The 16,690-nt window shown below is 49.3% G+C and carries 19 protein-coding genes; 15 read left to right on the top strand and 4 right to left on the bottom strand.

Annotation, left to right across the window (positions count from 1 at the left end):
* Positions 1–619 (top strand): L-serine ammonia-lyase, iron-sulfur-dependent subunit beta (gene sdaAB, locus B4H10_RS01075; RefSeq protein ID WP_292018026.1); only part of this gene is annotated, 619 nt, incomplete at its 5' end.
* Positions 620–633: 14 nt separating this feature from the next.
* Positions 634–1,521, top strand: coding sequence for an L-serine ammonia-lyase, iron-sulfur-dependent, subunit alpha (gene sdaAA / locus B4H10_RS01070; protein ID WP_059076169.1), 888 nt, complete (start codon positions 634–636; stop codon positions 1,519–1,521).
* Between the two features lie 85 nt (positions 1,522–1,606).
* Here the strand turns inward: sdaAA and B4H10_RS01065 are convergent, their stop codons facing one another.
* Complete coding sequence (locus tag B4H10_RS01065; RefSeq protein WP_118023470.1) at positions 1,607–1,816, bottom strand: hypothetical protein; 210 nt, start codon at positions 1,814–1,816, stop codon at positions 1,607–1,609.
* 152 nt (positions 1,817–1,968) lie between these two features.
* Here B4H10_RS01065 and B4H10_RS01060 point away from each other — a divergent pair, with 152 nt between their 5' ends.
* The 12 genes from B4H10_RS01060 (at position 1,969) to B4H10_RS01005 (ending at position 13,037) form a co-directional block, all read left to right on the top strand.
* A complete protein-coding gene (locus tag B4H10_RS01060) occupies positions 1,969–3,717 on the top strand; it encodes a radical SAM protein (RefSeq protein ID WP_292018025.1) in 1,749 nt (582 codons plus the stop codon).
* Positions 3,698–4,516 (top strand): peptidoglycan editing factor PgeF, encoded by an 819-nt coding sequence (gene pgeF, locus B4H10_RS01055; protein ID WP_059076166.1) that lies wholly within the window; start codon positions 3,698–3,700, stop codon positions 4,514–4,516. The genes B4H10_RS01060 and pgeF overlap by 20 nt, the downstream gene beginning before the upstream one ends.
* Positions 4,517–4,619: 103 nt before the next feature.
* Positions 4,620–5,303, top strand: a complete 684-nt coding sequence (locus tag B4H10_RS01050) for a YggS family pyridoxal phosphate-dependent enzyme (RefSeq protein WP_292018024.1) — start codon at positions 4,620–4,622, stop codon at positions 5,301–5,303.
* Between the two features lie 16 nt (positions 5,304–5,319).
* The gene (locus B4H10_RS01045) at positions 5,320–5,808 is read left to right on the top strand and encodes a cell division protein SepF (protein ID WP_059076164.1); all 489 of its coding nucleotides are present in this window, start codon (positions 5,320–5,322) and stop codon (positions 5,806–5,808) included.
* An 18-nt stretch (positions 5,809–5,826) separates the two neighbouring features.
* Positions 5,827–6,612, top strand: coding sequence for an RNA-binding protein (locus B4H10_RS01040; protein WP_075581488.1), 786 nt, complete (start codon positions 5,827–5,829; stop codon positions 6,610–6,612).
* A gap of 22 nt (positions 6,613–6,634) precedes the next feature.
* Positions 6,635–7,150 (top strand): DivIVA domain-containing protein, encoded by a 516-nt coding sequence (locus B4H10_RS01035; protein ID WP_059076162.1) that lies wholly within the window; start codon positions 6,635–6,637, stop codon positions 7,148–7,150.
* A 102-nt stretch (positions 7,151–7,252) separates the two neighbouring features.
* Positions 7,253–7,654: a hypothetical protein gene (locus tag B4H10_RS01030; RefSeq protein ID WP_170088060.1), complete on the top strand. Its 402-nt coding sequence runs from the start codon at positions 7,253–7,255 to the stop codon at positions 7,652–7,654.
* Positions 7,651–8,466 (top strand): Cof-type HAD-IIB family hydrolase, encoded by an 816-nt coding sequence (locus B4H10_RS01025; RefSeq protein ID WP_059076160.1) that lies wholly within the window; start codon positions 7,651–7,653, stop codon positions 8,464–8,466. The genes B4H10_RS01030 and B4H10_RS01025 overlap by 4 nt, the downstream gene beginning before the upstream one ends.
* Before the next feature lie 12 nt (positions 8,467–8,478).
* Positions 8,479–9,387: an RNase adapter RapZ gene (gene rapZ / locus B4H10_RS01020; RefSeq protein ID WP_059076159.1), complete on the top strand. Its 909-nt coding sequence runs from the start codon at positions 8,479–8,481 to the stop codon at positions 9,385–9,387.
* Between the two features lie 14 nt (positions 9,388–9,401).
* Entirely contained in the window at positions 9,402–10,754 is a 1,353-nt protein-coding gene (yvcK, locus tag B4H10_RS01015; RefSeq protein WP_113855073.1) for a uridine diphosphate-N-acetylglucosamine-binding protein YvcK, read from the top strand.
* Between the two features lie 5 nt (positions 10,755–10,759).
* Positions 10,760–11,707: a DNA-binding protein WhiA gene (whiA, locus tag B4H10_RS01010; protein ID WP_059076157.1), complete on the top strand. Its 948-nt coding sequence runs from the start codon at positions 10,760–10,762 to the stop codon at positions 11,705–11,707.
* A complete protein-coding gene (locus B4H10_RS01005; protein ID WP_113855072.1) occupies positions 11,685–13,037 on the top strand; it encodes a hypothetical protein in 1,353 nt (450 codons plus the stop codon). Before whiA ends, B4H10_RS01005 begins: the two co-directional genes overlap by 23 nt.
* Before the next feature lie 67 nt (positions 13,038–13,104).
* Here B4H10_RS01005 and B4H10_RS01000 read toward each other — a convergent pair whose 3' ends face one another.
* Genes B4H10_RS01000 through B4H10_RS00990 form a run of 3 tightly spaced genes read right to left on the bottom strand, consistent with a single transcriptional unit; the run spans position 13,105 to position 15,357 of the window.
* The gene (locus tag B4H10_RS01000) at positions 13,105–13,896 is read right to left on the bottom strand and encodes a basic amino acid ABC transporter substrate-binding protein (protein ID WP_414673994.1); all 792 of its coding nucleotides are present in this window, start codon (positions 13,894–13,896) and stop codon (positions 13,105–13,107) included.
* 24 nt (positions 13,897–13,920) lie between these two features.
* Complete coding sequence (locus B4H10_RS00995; RefSeq protein WP_292018022.1) at positions 13,921–14,568, bottom strand: HAD family hydrolase; 648 nt, start codon at positions 14,566–14,568, stop codon at positions 13,921–13,923.
* A 12-nt stretch (positions 14,569–14,580) separates the two neighbouring features.
* A complete protein-coding gene (locus tag B4H10_RS00990) occupies positions 14,581–15,357 on the bottom strand; it encodes a basic amino acid ABC transporter substrate-binding protein (protein WP_059076153.1) in 777 nt (258 codons plus the stop codon).
* A 165-nt stretch (positions 15,358–15,522) separates the two neighbouring features.
* Between B4H10_RS00990 and thiM the strand changes: the two genes are divergently transcribed.
* Positions 15,523–16,350: a hydroxyethylthiazole kinase gene (thiM, locus tag B4H10_RS00985; protein WP_292018021.1), complete on the top strand. Its 828-nt coding sequence runs from the start codon at positions 15,523–15,525 to the stop codon at positions 16,348–16,350.
* Positions 16,351–16,690 lie beyond the last annotated feature (340 nt).

Here is a 16,690-nt window from a genome sequence, read left to right as displayed (position 1 = left end):
TTCCAGCTCGCATACGGCCGGTGCTGCGCGTATCGGTCTCATGGCGAGGAATATATTAAAGGACGAACCGGTAAAGGCCATGATTACCGTATATGGGTCGTTTGCCAAGACTTATAAAGGCCATGGGACAGATAAGGCGCTGGTCGCCGGCCTCCTGGGTTTTTCAGCGGATGATACCCGGCTCCGGGACTCCTTTTCCATAGCGGCCGGAAAAGGGCTGGAAATTACCCTGCGGCGATCTGATGAAGAAGTAGATCATCCGAATACAGTCCGCATTGCCATGACAGGCAAAAATGGCAATCAGGCAGAAATATTGGGCGTTTCCCTGGGTGGTGGTAAGATTGAAATCCGCGAAATCAATGGATTTGAGGTCTCTCTCAATGGGGAAGAACATACCCTGATTACGCTGCATCGTGATCAGCCGGGAATCATCGCCCAAGCGACGACGATTATGGCAATCGGGCATATCAATGTTTCGACGATGAAGGTGTTCCGCAGCGGCAAACACGCCAATGCGGTCATGATTGTCTGCACAGACAGTCCGGTACCGGCAGAAATGGTCAGCCTGATTGGCAATATTTCAGCTATCGAGAGCGTCATTACGCTGGCACCGTTATAGGAGGTACAGGAGAGATGTACGAATACGAATATAAAACGCTGGAAGAACTTTCTCACAGGGCAGCCCAGCATGATATACGGATAGCGGACGTCGTTATCCGCCACGAAATGGAAACCTCTGAACAGACGGAAAAGGTGGTGCGGCAGCGCATGGTTTCCCGGCTGGAGGTATTTCGTGAATCCATAGAGGCCGGTCTTACCGATACGGGAACTTCTGTAAGCGGACTCGTCGGGGGAGATGCAAATAAACTGTCCCATAGCAGTGGCCGGCTGCTGGGGAGCCTGCCACGCAAGGCAGAGATGTATGCGCTGGCTGTCAGTGAAGCCAATGCCAAGATGTTCAAAATCGTCGCTTGCCCGACGGCAGGTTCTTGTGGTATCGTTCCAGCTGTTCTTATGGCAGTCAGTGAAGAACTGGGAACGAGTCCGGATGAAAATGTAGAAGCTCTTTTTACGGCCGCAGGAATTGGGGCTGTCGTATCCCGCAATGCGTCAGTTGCCGGAGCTGTCGGCGGTTGTCAGGCCGAATGCGGGACAGCTGCTGCCATGGCTGCCGCGGCGGCTGCCCAACTGGCGGGTGGTTCTGATGATGCAATCCTGCAGGCTATGGCACTGTGCATGAAAAACACACTGGGGCTGGCCTGTGATCCCGTAGCCGGTCTGGTAGAAGTGCCCTGTGTCAAGCGGAATGCCTGCCTGGCTGTAATGGCTGTCGGTGCAGCTGAAATGGCCCTGGCCGGTATCCGCAGTGTCATTCCGCCTGATGAAGTCATCAGTGCTATGGCTGAAATCGGCCGTATGATGCCCGTTGCCCTTAAAGAAACATCCGATGGCGGCCTTGCCAGAACGGAAACGGGAAAGGCCGTTGCCCGGAGGCTGGAACAGGAAATGAACGAAGGCTGATGCTGGGACACGACATAGAAAAAGGACTTATGGCATAAAGATTTTTTACCTTTATGCCATAAGTCCTTTCTTTGTGTATCCGTATTTATTTTTCAGCCATAGCCGGGCGGATTACCGGGCCGCTTTGTTTGCTGTAAACTGTGACATTGTTTCTGGCGAAAGCCGGCTGGCCTTCCAGACGACGATAAATTGCACGGCACAACCCCGTCGAGACAGGTGCCGCTTTCGGTTGTCGTGAGAATGCGAGAATCAGATCGGATTCAAACTGGCTTAATTCGACGCATTTTATTTTCATCTGGTAATCATCCCTTTAAGTGTAAATTTACATACGCTGACCCGGAACAGTCAATTAATATATATATTCTACTATAAAGACCTATCTTTGACAAGAAGGGATGCGGCTAGTAAAATAAAAGATACGTTATGATGTGCAGGAAGGAGAAGCATATGGGCTGGCAACTGGAAAAAGCATTAAATGAACGACTGGCGAGGGAAACGGGGTATGTCGTGCATCCATTTGGCAGCCGTCATACGATGGCTGTCTGTTACCCTAATACCTATGAGACGGGTATGAGCAATCTGGGAATGCAGATTATTTACCGGGAGGTAAACAGTCGTAATGATTTTCAATGCGAACGGGCATTTCTGCCAGATAAGAAATTGAAGAAAATCTATGAAAAAGAACATTCCCCACTTCTGACACTGGAAAATAAGCGGCCACTGTGTGATTTTGAAATTCTTGGCTTTTCTGTCAATTTCGAGATGGACTATTTTAACATCCCGGATATTCTCGAAGCTGGTCATATTCCTGTCCGGGCTGCAGCCCGGACAGAAACCGATCCGCTGGTAGTCATGGGTGGTCCTGTCGCTTTCTTTAATCCCGAGCCGCTGGCGTTGTTTATGGATGTCTGCCTGATTGGAGAAGGAGAAGAACTGATTCATGCATTTCTCGACGCCTGGCTTCAGGCAAAGGCCGACGGAGCCGGAAGGCAGGAGTTGCTGCGCCGTCTGGCAAGGGTTGAAGGCGTATACGTTCCTTCCCTGTATCATCACGTGTATGATGATAGGGGAAATTTGATGCGCATCGATGCCGAACCAGGTATACCCCATCGCGTACGCCGGCAATGGCATGAACTGACCCGGCCAGGGGAAACGGTCGTCGCTACGCCGGATACGGAATTTGGATCCATGTATCTCATTGAAATTGCCCGTGGATGTGGCCGTCACTGCCGGTTCTGCATGGCTGGGTATTGTTACCGCCGTCCCCGTGTGCGTCCGCTGGAATATGTCAAAGCTGCCGTTCTCCGGGGGAAGAAGCTGGGTAAAAAGATAGGCCTCATGGGTGCTGCCATTTCCGATTATCCGTACATTGACGAATTAGTCACATTCATCCGTCAGCAGGGACTGGCTTTTTCCTGTGCGTCTCTGCGTGCAGATTCCATTACGCCTGTTATTGTCAAAGGCATTGCGGAAAGCGGGCAGAAGACGATTACCCTGGCACCGGAAGCTGGCAGTGAGCATATGCGGAACATTATCAATAAAGGAATTACAGAAGAACATCTCCTCCAATCCATCGATTTATGTACAGCTGCGGGAATCCGTAAGGTGCGGATGTATATCATGATAGGTCTCCCCATGGAAACGGATGAAGATATACAGGGAATTGTGGATATGACACGCCGGGTACGGGAACACATGGACCGCATTGGCAACAAAAGCAGTATTACCCTGAGCATCAATCCTTTTATTCCAAAACCGATGACGCCCTTTCAGTGGATGGCCATGACGGAACAAAAAGTCGTGGAACGGAGACTGGCATATATAAAAAAAGAGGCAGGGCGCATACGGCAGACGGAAGTTTTGGCTGAACCACTGCGGCAGTGCTATATCCAGGGGGTCCTTTCCCGGGGGGACCGCCGCGTGGGGGAACTGCTTCTGAAAGCCCATTCTTACGGAGGTGTCAGGGGCTGGAAACGGGCTGTCCGGGAAACAGGATTTGATGTAGAATCATTTTTATATACGCCACGGCAGACCGACGAACTCCTTCCCTGGAGTGTACTCGATAATGGTCTGGCAGAGGATTACCTGATCCGGGAACGGGAGAAGGCTGAAAAAGGTGAGTTCACCATACCATGCTTTGAAGGATGCCGGCGATGTCATGTATGTGGAGGTACAAATGGGGACACAGTGGATTAAACATAAGGACGGGATTGCCTGGGAAGAAAGCGGGCAGCTGCATCGTGCCGGCCTGTGCCATGGCGTTACTGGCCGCACGGGCGGGGTAAGTCCGGCTCCGTATCATTCTCTAAACCTGGCACTGCACGTAGGAGATTCCGTATCATGCGTCCTGGAAAACCGGCGCCGTCTCTGTGCCCATCTGGGCTGCCGCCTCGATGTACTGACTACACCGCAGCAGACTCATGAAGATCACGTAATCGCCGTCGGAGACAGCGAGATAGGACGGGGGGCCGGCAGTTATCACGATGCCTTTCCCCATACGGATGCGCTTATGACCAGCCGGCCTGGAGTGCTGCTCCTGATCTGTATTGCCGACTGTGTGCCGGTTATCCTGTATGATCCGGTAAAAAAAGCCTGTGCAGTCATTCATGATGGCTGGCGTGGTACGGCTTCCCGGCTGGCTTCCAAGACGGTTTTTGCCATGCAGACCGTATATGGATCACAGCCACGGGATATTCTCGCCTTTATCGGGCCGTCTATTTCCCGGGAGCATTTCGAGGTCAGTGAAGCGACGTCAGATATCTTCCGCCATATGGGACCGGCCTATGACCAATGTGTCTATAAAACAGCGGATACGGTCTGCGTTGATTTATGGCAGGCAAACCAGCAGCTGTTGCTGCATGCGGGGCTGCTGCCACAGCACATCGATACGACAACCCATTGCGCGTATCAGGATGAACAAGCCTTTTATTCATATCGTCGCGATGGCGGTCATACCGGACGGATGGCAGCCTTCGCCATGATTCCGGCAATATGACGATTGGGGCAGATTTTTTCCAAAAATACTAGCATTTATAAGGCGTAATATATATAATAGAGTAAGTGCCAAGTTTTTTGTAGGTACCACGGAGGGATTTTATTTGATAAAGGAAAACATAGAGGCCATAGAAAAACGCATGGCTGATGCGGCAGCCCGTGCCGGCCGGAGTGATACGGTTACCCTGATTGCCGTCACGAAAAATCATCCTGTAGAATGCTTGAAAGAAGCCGCAGCAGACGGCATTGTGAACGTTGGTGAAAACCGCGTACAGGAAGCGATGGAAAAGATAAAGGAATTTCCAGAAAACCACCTTGTCTGGCATTTAATCGGTCATCTCCAGACGAATAAGGCTAAACAGGCAGTGGCTCATTTTGACCTGATTCATTCCATTGATTCGGAACATCTCCTGAAAGCCGTCGATAAAGAAGCTGGCAAGATAGGAAAAGTACAGGATATTCTTCTGCAGGTCAACGTAGCGCGGGAAGAAAGCAAATTCGGCATGGAAGTAGAAGATTTTCCGCGCATCAGTGCGCTGGCAAAAGAACTGACTCATGTCCGCGTCTGCGGTCTTATGTGTATGGCTCCGAATTTTGATAACGTGGAAGACACGCGCCCAATCTTCCGGATTGCCCACGCTTTATATGAAGATATGAAACCTCAGTTTCCAGAAGGTCAAGTCCGTTACCTGTCTATGGGCATGACTCATGATTTTGAAATAGCCATTGAAGAAGGGGCAAATATGGTACGCGTCGGTACTGCCATATTTGGACCGCGCCAATACTAAGGAGGATAATAAAACCATGGGATTGAAAAAATTTTGGAATAATGTAGTAGGCAAGGTCAGCGGTGTAGATGAAGATGATATCTATGAAACAGACGAAGACTTTGAAGATGATGACGATGAAATAGAAGACGCACCGCGTCAGAACCAGCGTCCAGTGGCAGCTGCCCGCCGGCCTGCACTCGGAGCGGCCCAGGTAGACCGCCCGCTCAAAATGATGATCGTAGAACCAGAAAGCTTCGACGATTCTCAGAGCATTGCTGATTTTCTCCGGGACCGCAAACCGGTTGTCATCAATTTTGAAAACACGGAACCGGATATTTCCAAACGGGTTGTCGATTTTGTCAGTGGGGCAACGTATGCACTGGATGGCAATATTCAGAAAGTGGGCAAGGATATTTTCCTTTGCGTACCCAGCAATGTAACAGTGGACCGGAGTAAACACGATTACGGTGATTTCACGGCACAGCTGGCCTGGAAAAATGGCGAAGGTAATAAACAGCAGTAAGATAAATGAGGCATTTTTGTGAAAAACAGAGATAGAATTATACGTTATTATAAGGGAACGGATAACGGCGAGCTGGCTGCCCGGCTGATTGATCTGGCAGACAGTACGGCCAAAGGCCGTCCCTATGCCGTCAGTGAATTTGTATCACCCGGTGCCGTACAGATAGGCGAAACGATACAGGCGTCCGCCCCTGGCCTGATCCTGAAGACCTTTGGCGGGTATGAAGGAGCAGAACGGGTGCGTCTTGCCTTTGTCAAGGAAAGTTATGATGGACCTGTTGATTTTGCCATTACCGCCTGCCATGTGAGCTGGGATGCCCGTTATCGCCTTCTCAGTCATCGTGATGTGCTGGGATCGCTCATGGGACTGGGAATCGACCGCAGCCGTTTTGGCGATATCATCATGGAGGAAACGGGAGCAGTCATCCTGACCGATGCACCCCTTCTTGCCTATCTGAAGCAGAATTTTTTAAAGATTGCCATGGTTCATGTTACGGTAGAAGACATGGCCTTGTCGGATATTGCGCCTAAACAGGAAAAGGTGAAAGAAATCAAGACGACCGTAGCGTCCCTTCGCCTGGATGCCGTCGCTTCTTCCGGGTTTGGTATTTCCCGTACCAAAGCGGCGGAAGCAATCAAGGGTGACCGGGTACAAGTTAATTGGCAGCCGGCTAAAGGGCCGAGCCAGGAAGTACAGGAGGGCGATGTCATTTCTCTCCGGGGAAAGGGCCGGATGGAACTGGCCCAGATTACTGGTACTTCACGCAAAGGGCGTACAGGTGTTTTATTGAGACGATACATGTGAGAATTTTTGGAGGAATGTACCCATGCTTACACCAATGGATATACATAACAAAGAGTTTAAACGGGGCTTCCGCGGTTATAGTGAAGAAGATGTCGATGCCTTTATGGACAATATTGCCGATGACTATGAAAAAGTATACCGGGAATATTGTGAAATAAAGGAAAAATGCGAAAAGTTACAGGATAAGCTGTCGCAGTATGAAAAAATGGAATCTACCATGAATAGTACGCTTATGCTGGCCCAGCAGACGGCAGAAAATGTCAAGGTGTCTGCCCGCAAAGAAGCCGATCTCATCCTGCAGGAAGCAGAAAATAAAAAGAAAAAAATGCTCGATGAAACGACACTGAACATGCAGACGACACAGCAGAATATGGAAAAAATGAAAACCCAGGTTAGTGCTTTCCGGGCTAAATGCCGGGCGCTGCTTACCAGCCAGATGCGTCTGCTCGATGATATGGTCATCGATGAAGAAACGGCAGTCAGTGATGGCAATACTCCGGCAGAACAGCCGGAAGCTGGCGATAATACAGCGAAATAACAGAACGTACAGAGATATGCTCTCTTCCCGGTATGACTCATGGCTGCCGGATAGAGAGCGTATTTGTTTATAATGCGGTAATACAGAAAGGGAGCTGCTGCTATGAAACGACTGGGACTTATGCTGTTGACATTGGCCTTATTGGCCTGTGGTACGGCCTCTGCGTATAATCCGTACGCCCCGAATCCATTCGATGCGATTGAACAGAATAGCTGGGAATACAAGTATCTTCTGGATTTGACAAAGGCGGGTCTCACCGGTGCAGATATGGCCAGATTTTCACCTTCTTATGCTCTGACCCGTGTGGAAATGCGTGATATGCTGGTTACGGCACTCAAAAACCGCAGCCGGGCAACGGCATCCCAGCAGAAAGAAATGGACCAACTGGCTTCGGAGTATGCCGAGGACCTGACCTACGCCAGGGATGGAGAGACATTAAAGACAGAGACGGAAAAGCCGGCTGGCGACCCGTTTGATTGGAAACAGGGGGATAAAACGAAATGATACAACAACCAGAATACCCGATAAAAATGATAGCGATAGATCTCGATGATACGCTCATCCGGGACGATACGACCGTCTCTGATTATACGAAAGATACGATACGCCGGGCACAACAGAAGGGAATCCACATCATGATTGCAACTGGCCGTATGTATGCGACGGCCAGTCCCTATGGCCGCATGCTCGGGCTGGGGGATATCCCCATGATGTTGTTTGGAGGCGGACTGATCCAGACGCTGGAATCGAAGAAGATACTGTACAGTCATCCTATTCCACAGGAAGATGCGGCACAACTGCTCTCGCTGGCCAAAGAAAAAGGATGGATGATGCAATCGTATATTGATGACGTGCTGCGTGTTGCCGAGTATAATCACTGGGTTGCCGATTACGAACGGATTACTCATTCCCACGCTGTCGTATGCGGTGATGATTTTTATACTCCCTGTGGTGCGCCAGATAAATTATTATCCTGTGATGAACATGAAGTCCTGTTGCAACGGGCAAAGGAAATAGAAGAAGCGATGCCGGGCAGATTCGATATCATGTGTTCCAAGCCGACATTCCTGGAAATTACGCCCAAAGGAATTTCAAAAGGTGTCTGCCTGAAACGTCTTTGTGATATTTATGGCATTTCGCTGCAGAACGTCATGAGCTTTGGAAACGGAATGAATGATTTATCCATGCTGAAAGCTGCCGGATTCGGCGTAGCTGTGGCCAACGCCGTACCCGAAGTAAGAGAACAGGTTCCGTATGTTACGGCATCCAATAATGAAGACGGAGTAGCCAGAGCTATTGAAAAATTTATCTTGTAAGGAGGGACCACGATGGATCAATTCCACTTGATCATTGTCACCGGCATGTCGGGTGCAGGTAAGAGCCAGGCTGTCAAAGTGTTGGAGGACATTGGTTATTTTTGTATAGACAATCTGCCGCCAGTGCTGATTCCAAAATTTGCCGAGCTTTGCGTCAAAGGCGGTGAACGGGTGCGTCATGTGGCCCTCATTGCCGATATCCGCGGCGGGCAGTTTTTTGATGCTATGAGCCAGGCTTTACAGGAATTGCGCAAGCAGGGCGTTTCCTATGAAATCGTCTTCATGGAAGCATCAGACAAGGTCCTTATAAACCGCTATAAAGAAACGAGGCGTGTCCATCCTCTGGCACTTCATGGGCGCATCAGTCAGGGAATCGCGGAAGAGCGGAAGCGGCTGGCCACGCTCCGGGAACAGGCTGATTTTATTATTGATACGAGCTCACTCAAGACGAGCCAGCTGCGGGATATCCTGCGCAAGCGCTATGCGCTGAATACAGGCCGCAAGGGACTGACCGTTACGGTCGTATCCTTTGGCTTCAAACATGGCATGCCCATTGATGCGGATATTGTCGATGATGTGCGTTTTCTGCCCAACCCGTATTATGTTGAGGAATACCGCCATAAGTCGGGCCGGGTTCCCGTAGTACGGGATTATGTCCAAAGTTTTCAGGTCACTCAGACGTTTAAAGAAAAATGGTTCGATATGATAGATTTTCTCCTTCCCAATTATGAGCGGGAAGGAAAAAGCCAGCTGGTCATTGCCGTAGGGTGTACCGGCGGGATGCACCGCAGTGTCTGCATGGCAGAAGAAATGTACCGTCATCTCAAAGAAACAGGTGTCGATGTATCTATTGAACACCGGGATCTTGCCAAAAATGATGTCGAAGAAGATGCTCCTGGTTATGAAGGAGAAGATGCATAAGGAGGGGGCAGAACATGCGCTTTTTTAAATGGCTTCATCCGGGATTGCACATCAAGCGATGGCTCTTCCTGTTTGGCCTGGGCATGATGTGTACCAGTTTTGGTATTGTCCTGACGTTTAATTACCAATGGATCGGCCAGGTAGAAGAATGGACCTTCCGCCTGCTCTATGAAGCGACAGGCCATTATAACTATACGGTCCTGGCTTCTCTTGGCATTGTCATTCTCCTGGCAGGCATCCTGATCATGGGATGGTCTACCCGGCGTCTGATCCGTACCATGCTGGGCGTTATCATGCCGAATGAGTCGGAAAATCTCAGTGAACTCATCTTATCTAATATGAAATTGTCCAAGGGTCCCAAAGTCGTCGTTATCGGCGGGGGGACAGGACTTTCGGTTATGCTCCGGGGATTGAAGACAAAAACATATAATCTGACGGCCGTCGTCACCGTTGCCGATGATGGCGGGTCGTCCGGGCGGATCCGTCAGGATCTGGACATTATAGCGCCGGGGGATTTGCGTAACTGTCTGGTTGCCCTGGCTGATAAAGAAGGGCTGATGGAAAAACTATTTGCCCACCGCTTTGGCGGATCGGGTAATTTGTCCGGGCACAGTTTTGGCAACCTGTTTATTGCCGCGCTGATTGAAGTCCTGGGAGACGTAGAAGGGGCTATGGATGCGACAAGCAAAGTCCTGAAAGTCCGTGGGAAAGTCATTCCCTCTTCGGCAGATAAAATCCTCCTCAATGCGGAAATGGTGGACGGGACTATCGTACAGGGGGAATCGCAGATCCCCAAGGCCCATGGCAAAATTAAGCGGGTCTTTACGACACCGGAACATCCCCGTGCCGTGCAATCTGCTGTAGATGCAATCCGCGATGCCGATGCCATCGTACTGGGGCCGGGCAGCCTCTATACGAGTATTATGCCTAATTTGTGCATTCCTGATATTGCGGCTGCCGTGCGCGACAGCAAGGCGAAAAAGATCTACATCTGTAACGTCATGACACAGCCGGGGGAAACGGACGGGTACAGCGTAGCCGATCATGTCAAGGCAATCGAACGACAGGCCGGAGCACCAGTCATTGATTTTGTCATGGCTAATAATGGCAATGTAGATCCGGCGATTTTACAGAAATATGCTGCTGCCGGCCAGTATCCTGTGCAGATTGACAAAAAAGAAATACATAAGACCGGCGCGACACTGATTCAGGCTGATCTGGTCAACAGAGAAACGGGAGCTACCCATGATACGAATAAACTGGCAGATGTCCTTTTTGATTTGATTAATGCGCTGCGGACGGATTTATCCCCTGAATTGCTGCATTATTATTTAAAGAGATATAATTTGAAACATCCCAGGAGGTGAGCTGTTTGTCGTTTGCAGAAGAAGTAAAAAACGAGGCCGCTCATATTCCCGTTGAAGACGCCGCCTGTCGCACTGCGGAACTGGCGGCGTTGCTGTGTATGGGAGGTTCGCTCCTTCCCGGTTCCGATGGATGCGCCGGATTGGAATTCAGTACGTCCAATAACGCCGTGGCAAGAAAAGCTCTGTCCATGTGGCGCCATTCTTTCTCCATACGGCCGGAAGTACTCGTGCGGCGGGGGCGCAGGCTGCGCAAAAAAAACTATTATATCCTCCGGATTCCGCCGGCAGTGGAAAGTACGGCCGCCTTACGTTCCCTGACGTTGTTTCCTGCAGAGGAAGCCTTTCAGGGGCTGGAACTACGCCGTGATGACTGCCGCCGGTCTTTTTTGCGTGGCGCCTTTATGGGCGGGGGATCGGTCAATCAGCCCCAGGGAGATTACCATCTGGAACTGATGACAGGGAATAAAGAATTTGCCCGCCTGCTTTTGAAATTAATGCACCATTTTCACTTGTCTGCCAAGATGACAGACCGTAAAGGAGACTATCTGGTCTATGTGAAGGAAGGAAATGGCGTATCTTCTTTTTTGCAGCAGATCGGGGCCGTACAAGCGTATCTGAAATTTGAAAGTGTGCGGGTCGTCAAAGACATGCGTAACAATGTGAACCGCGTGGTTAATTGCGAAACGGCCAACCTTCAAAAAACCGTTAATGCGGCAGTACGTCAGACTGCGGATATTGAACGCATACGTGATTCGGGCCGGTATCACCTCCTGAGTCCCAGACTGCAGGAAGCGGCCGAATTACGTCTGGCCCATCCGGAGGCGACAATGGGAGAAATCGCAGCTTTGTCAGGTATTACGAAATCGGGATTATCCCACCGGTTTAAAAAAATCGCGACGATAGCGAAGGAAATAGAAGGTATGGAACATCATGAAATTACGAATACTCAGTAAATGTCTGATTGCAGGTCTTTTATGTGTGCTGCCACTGGTGTCGCTGGAGGCAGCGGATACAGAATACGGGGCAGATAATCCCGAAGTCATGGATAAAATCGTACGCAGCCGGATGCTTCCCGTGGCGATGACAGCACCTCATGATACGGGAACGCTGCTGTTCTCGGATAGTCCGGAATATGCCGATAAAGACGGAATTTTATATGTCGATAAAGTAAAGGGTGATACGCGGCTATATTTTTATCATGTCAATCAGGCAAATTATCCGCGCAAGATTGTCGCCATGGCATACAACCCTTCAGACCATGAAGTTATGGCAGGGGTCAGCGGTGTCTATTATGCCAAGCCAAGTACGTCTTATTACGATGTGGGCAAGGATTTGTCTACCTTATATTATGAAGGAAATACGACCTATAACCGGGTCAGCGTTCCACCGCTCGGCTATGCCGTACTCAGCGATCGGCTGAACCGCGTCATCGTAGCTCCAGATCAGCTGTTTTCTGGTATTGTCAACATGAATCTGCCGGATGATATGTATGTTTCAGCCGTTATTATGCCAGCTGCGGCAGATCCGGTAGCTTTTATGAAAAAACAGCAGTATCTGGCCAGTGATGACGTTAAACTGCGGGGAACCTTCCCGGGGATGGACCGCTCTCTCAAAAATCTGATTCCCTTTACGGCAGATGAAGGTATTGGCTATATTCTTATCGCCGACGGCATACAAGACCGGTTTTTACGGGGTTATGACGTGATTGACGACCGCCTTTCGGAGGACGTGGGCAATTATGGCCTCGATTACCTTATACAGATAAAAACCAGAGGAACGGGACTTCTCCACTACTATTTCAACACCCAGGGAGGGGAATATGCCGGCGTGGCTGAAATCAGTTATGATGACGGAAAAGGCGGAACAGCCAGTAAAATTGTAGAGCTGCCCCGTAAAGGACTGAGCATGGGATTTGATAATGCCTATGCGATGGAATACCTCGATTCTGTGGCGGCGGGTACGACTGTCACGATACATCTTATGCCACCGGGAGCAGCCAACCTCCCTGTGCGGATTATCATCGTTCCCGATGCATCGGTGCAGCAGGCGGCTGATGCCGTACGTGAAGGAGCACAGCGCCGACTGGAAGAACAGAAGAAACAGCAGCAGGAGAGTATCGGAGACGATTGGGCCCGGATTGAAAAGAAATTACATGCGGGCCGTACTGAAGAACAGACGGAGCTTTCGGGGAAAAAGACAAAAAGTAATGCCAAAAAAGATAAGAAAACGAAAGCAAAAACAAATAAGAGACCTGTTCAGGAAGATTTGGGACAGGGAGCATAATATAAGAGAAAAGGGAGCACGATGCAAAAATCTGCATCGTGCTCCCTTTTTCCATATAGATGATGGATTATAAGTCTTGATCTTTCGGTTCTTCGCCAAACCACTTCTTGTAAATCTTGGCATACGTACCGTCTTTTTTAATCTGACTCAGTGCATCATTAAATTGTTTCAACAATTCCGGTTTATCCTTGCTGATAGCCATGGCTGTACCGCGGGACAGAATCGGATCGCCGACGATTTTTGCTTTTTCATTGCCACCGTGGGTCATGTAATCCTGGGCGACGGCTTTATCGATAGAAATTGCATCGACTGTACCGGCTTCCAGTTCCATCCAGCCCTGACTGTTGGTATCAAATTCCTTGACGGTTGCCCCATGTTCCTTTGCATGGTCGCCGGCTTTGGAAGCTACCTGTGCGCCGACTGTCTTGCCGGTAATGGTGTCATAGCCGGTAATGTCGGTATTATCCTTGCGGACGACGATTGTATAGCCGCCTTTGTAATAGACATCGGTAAAGGCTACCTGTTTCTTGCGTTCCGGTGTAGCGTCCATGCCGGCAGCGATGACGTCAATCTGACCGCTCTTGAGGGCAGGGATGAGGGCATCGAAGCCAATGTTTTTGATTTCCATCTTGTAGCCCAGTTTATCACAGATAGCCTGGGTGAGGTCCATATCAAACCCGACAACTTTATCATTTTCTACGGATTCAAAAGGCGGGAATGTGGCTTCTGTGCCGACGACGAGAGTTTTCTGTTCCTTGGTGGCATCTTTCTTGTCACCGCTCTGGGAACCACCGCAGCCGGTAATCAGCGTAACGGCTGCCAGGGAAGCAGCAAGCATAGTTACATATTTTTTGTTCATCATGAGTCACTCCTTCAAACGGAATTACTTTTTCCTCATATATAATTCACTCAGATCAGACATGATCCAGGTGTGAGGGCGTGTTGCAAACGCTGATGCCGGTGTGGCACCGGTGGTAACGGCAGCAAAATCGACGCCGCCATTTTGAGCAGTATCAGCATCGATAAGACTATCGCCAACGTACAGGATATCTGCCGGGACAAGATGAAAATAATCTTGTATGAGCCGGAGTCCATCGGGGGCAGGCTTGGCATGCTCTACATCTTCAATGCCGATAACGCGGTCGATAAGGGGCTCCATCTGTTCACGACGGATGGTTTCCATGATGCGGCTCCTCGTTTTGGTAGAAACGATGCAGCAAATGGCACCGGCTTCTTTCAGATAAGTGAGGGCCGGTTTCGTTTCCGGATACAGATGGGTATTGGGCGTCATGTAGAAATCGGAATACCGGACTTTATAGAGCCGGATGAGCCGGGCCAGTTTCCCTTTTTCTGTTTCTCCTGTAATAATCGACATGGCATCGTACATTGTCTTGCCGATGGTACTGCAGATGACATCCCGGGAAACGGGAGCATATCCTTCATCATGGAGAAGCATTTCAAAACACATGACGATGCCTTGTTCGGAATTTACCAGAGTATAATCAAAATCAAATACGTATGCTTTATACATTCTTATTCCTTATTATTCTTTCGGTTCCGTACCAAACCATTTTTTGTAGAGCTGGGCGTAGGTACCGTCTGCCTTTAATTCATCAATGGCTTTGTTGACTTTTTCCAGCATTTCCGGCTTGTCTTTGCTAACGGCCATGGCAATGCCATCGGGGGCCATCTGAGGTTCACCAGCCAGCTTCAGGTCATTTTCACCGCCGTGGCTGAGGTAATACATTGCTACGGACGTATTGATGATGACGGCGTCACTGTTATTGCTGTTCAGCTCCATCCAGCATTGGTTATTGGCGTCTACCTGTTTGATAACCGCGCCGGCCTGCTGTCCCAGTTCAACGCCTTTTGTACCGACCTGGGTGCAGACATTCTTACCGGATAAATCCTGGAATCCATTGATTGTCGTATTATCTTTGCGGACGACGACGGAATATCCGTCATGGAAATACGGTTTTGTAAACGATACCTGTTTTGCCCGTTCCGGTGTAGCATCCATGCCTGAGGCGATGAGATCAATCTGGCCACTTTTGAGAGCCGGAATCAGAGCGTCGAAGCCCAGACTTTTGACTTCGGCTTTCATTCCCAGTTTGTCAGCAACGGCTTTGGCAAAATCGATATCAAAGCCGACATACTGATCGTTTTCTGTGAATTCAAACGGGGGAAATGTCGGTTCCATACCGATGACCAGCGTATCACTGGATTTCTTGCTGCTTTCACTCTGAGAACCGCCGCAGCCGGTCAATACAGTCATGGCTGCCAATGAAACAGCCGTCAGTGTAGCCCATTTTTTTTTCATTCCTATATCTCCTTATATAGATAGTATGGTATAACGCATCCCAAAACGTTACCAAAAGATTACATTCATAATTATACATATTCAGAAAAAATAATACAAGCCATTTGATTACATATTCGTGCATACGTTGTATAATATATGATAAAAAAGAAAGTGGTGACCAATATGACAAATGAAACATTAAAAAAAGCAATAGAACAGACGGCAGTGGCAGTCAGGCAGATGAACCCGCTGGTTCCATCCATTACCAATACGGTAACCATTAATTTTGTAGCGAATGCCCAGCTGGCAGTGGGAGGATCGGCTGCCATGGTATATCTTCCCGACGAAGGGGAAGGGTTGGCGCATATTTGCCAGGCTATGTATATCAACGTGGGTACTTTATTCCCTGTTTATGCAGAAACACTGCCTCTTACGGCAAAGGTACTTCACGAAGAACGGAAACCCTGGGTCCTCGACCCTGTAGCTATCGGTCTTGGGAAGATGCGAACTGATTTGCTGACTCAGTTTAAAGAATACAAGCCATCTATTATCAGGGGAAATGCCTCGGAAATTATTGCGCTGGCAGGATTATGGAATTTATCTGGTGGCTCGGCCGTTTCGGAAGTACGTGGTGTCGATTCGACGGATACGGTGCGTGCTGCGAGAGATGCAGCTATGGCACTGGCTTCATGGACGGGTGGAGCCGTTGCCGTGTCCGGAGTGGAAGATTTGATTACCGATGGGAGACAGGTAATCATCTCAAAAGGGGGATCGCCTATGATGCCCTGTATTACCGGGACGGGATGCTCCCTCGGTGGAGTCATGGCCGTTTATGCAGCTGCAGCCGATCCGTTTGTAGCCGCAATTACTGGCGCTGCCGTATATAATCTGGCGGGAAGCCGGGCAGAAACCTATGTAAAGGGGACGGGTTCATTCCAGACGGCATTTATTGATGAATTGTATACGGCCCAGCCGTCAGATATTGCGGGAAATCCCTTTATATTAGAGTAAAGCAGAATCATTCATCGGCGTATATGAAAGGCAGGACTGTCATGATAGTATACGTATCAAAAGAGGGTTAACAAGCCTTAGAATAGAGACGTTTGTCGCAGACCGCAGGACGTTGGTCGAAGTGATTCGATAAACGGTTAACGAACTGTGATGAACGTCATTTTTTTTTAGCGGTGTAAAAAAATTCCTTGACAAGAAGGGAAGAGTGGGATATACTAAACAAGCTGTTGAGCAGACGGGAAGGTTCCCTTCCTCCTCTCAAAAGTATTTCAAAAAAGTGCTTGACAAACTCCTATGAGTTTGTTAAGATATACAAGTCGCCGCGATGAGCGATGAACTT

Source organism: Megasphaera sp. UBA4382 (assembly GCF_002391155.1).
Classification (GTDB): Bacteria; Bacillota; Negativicutes; order Veillonellales; family Megasphaeraceae; genus Megasphaera; species Megasphaera hexanoica.
The sequence above is the reverse complement of the archived record's forward strand: the minus strand, read 5'-3'. Positions and strand labels throughout refer to the sequence as shown.

Excerpts from the sequence above, each read along its gene's own strand:
- B4H10_RS00995 (WP_292018022.1), bottom strand. The coding sequence starts at position 14,568 with ATGTATAAAGCATACGTATTTGATTTTGATTATACTCTGGTAAATTCC.
- B4H10_RS01065 (WP_118023470.1), bottom strand. The coding sequence starts at position 1,816 with ATGAAAATAAAATGCGTCGAATTAAGCCAGTTTGAATCCGATCTGATT.
- B4H10_RS01060 (WP_292018025.1), top strand. The coding sequence starts at position 1,969 with ATGGGCTGGCAACTGGAAAAAGCATTAAATGAACGACTGGCGAGGGAA.
- B4H10_RS01035 (WP_059076162.1), top strand. The coding sequence starts at position 6,635 with ATGCTTACACCAATGGATATACATAACAAAGAGTTTAAACGGGGCTTC.
- pgeF (WP_059076166.1), top strand. The coding sequence starts at position 3,698 with ATGGGGACACAGTGGATTAAACATAAGGACGGGATTGCCTGGGAAGAA.
- sdaAA (WP_059076169.1), top strand. The coding sequence starts at position 634 with ATGTACGAATACGAATATAAAACGCTGGAAGAACTTTCTCACAGGGCA.
- yvcK (WP_113855073.1), top strand. The coding sequence starts at position 9,402 with ATGCGCTTTTTTAAATGGCTTCATCCGGGATTGCACATCAAGCGATGG.
- thiM (WP_292018021.1), top strand. The coding sequence starts at position 15,523 with ATGACAAATGAAACATTAAAAAAAGCAATAGAACAGACGGCAGTGGCA.
- B4H10_RS01045 (WP_059076164.1), top strand. The coding sequence starts at position 5,320 with ATGGGATTGAAAAAATTTTGGAATAATGTAGTAGGCAAGGTCAGCGGT.
- B4H10_RS00990 (WP_059076153.1), bottom strand. The coding sequence starts at position 15,357 with ATGAAAAAAAAATGGGCTACACTGACGGCTGTTTCATTGGCAGCCATG.
- B4H10_RS01000 (WP_414673994.1), bottom strand. The coding sequence starts at position 13,896 with ATGAACAAAAAATATGTAACTATGCTTGCTGCTTCCCTGGCAGCCGTT.
- B4H10_RS01025 (WP_059076160.1), top strand. The coding sequence starts at position 7,651 with ATGATACAACAACCAGAATACCCGATAAAAATGATAGCGATAGATCTC.
- rapZ (WP_059076159.1), top strand. The coding sequence starts at position 8,479 with ATGGATCAATTCCACTTGATCATTGTCACCGGCATGTCGGGTGCAGGT.
- B4H10_RS01005 (WP_113855072.1), top strand. The coding sequence starts at position 11,685 with ATGAAATTACGAATACTCAGTAAATGTCTGATTGCAGGTCTTTTATGT.
- B4H10_RS01030 (WP_170088060.1), top strand. The coding sequence starts at position 7,253 with ATGAAACGACTGGGACTTATGCTGTTGACATTGGCCTTATTGGCCTGT.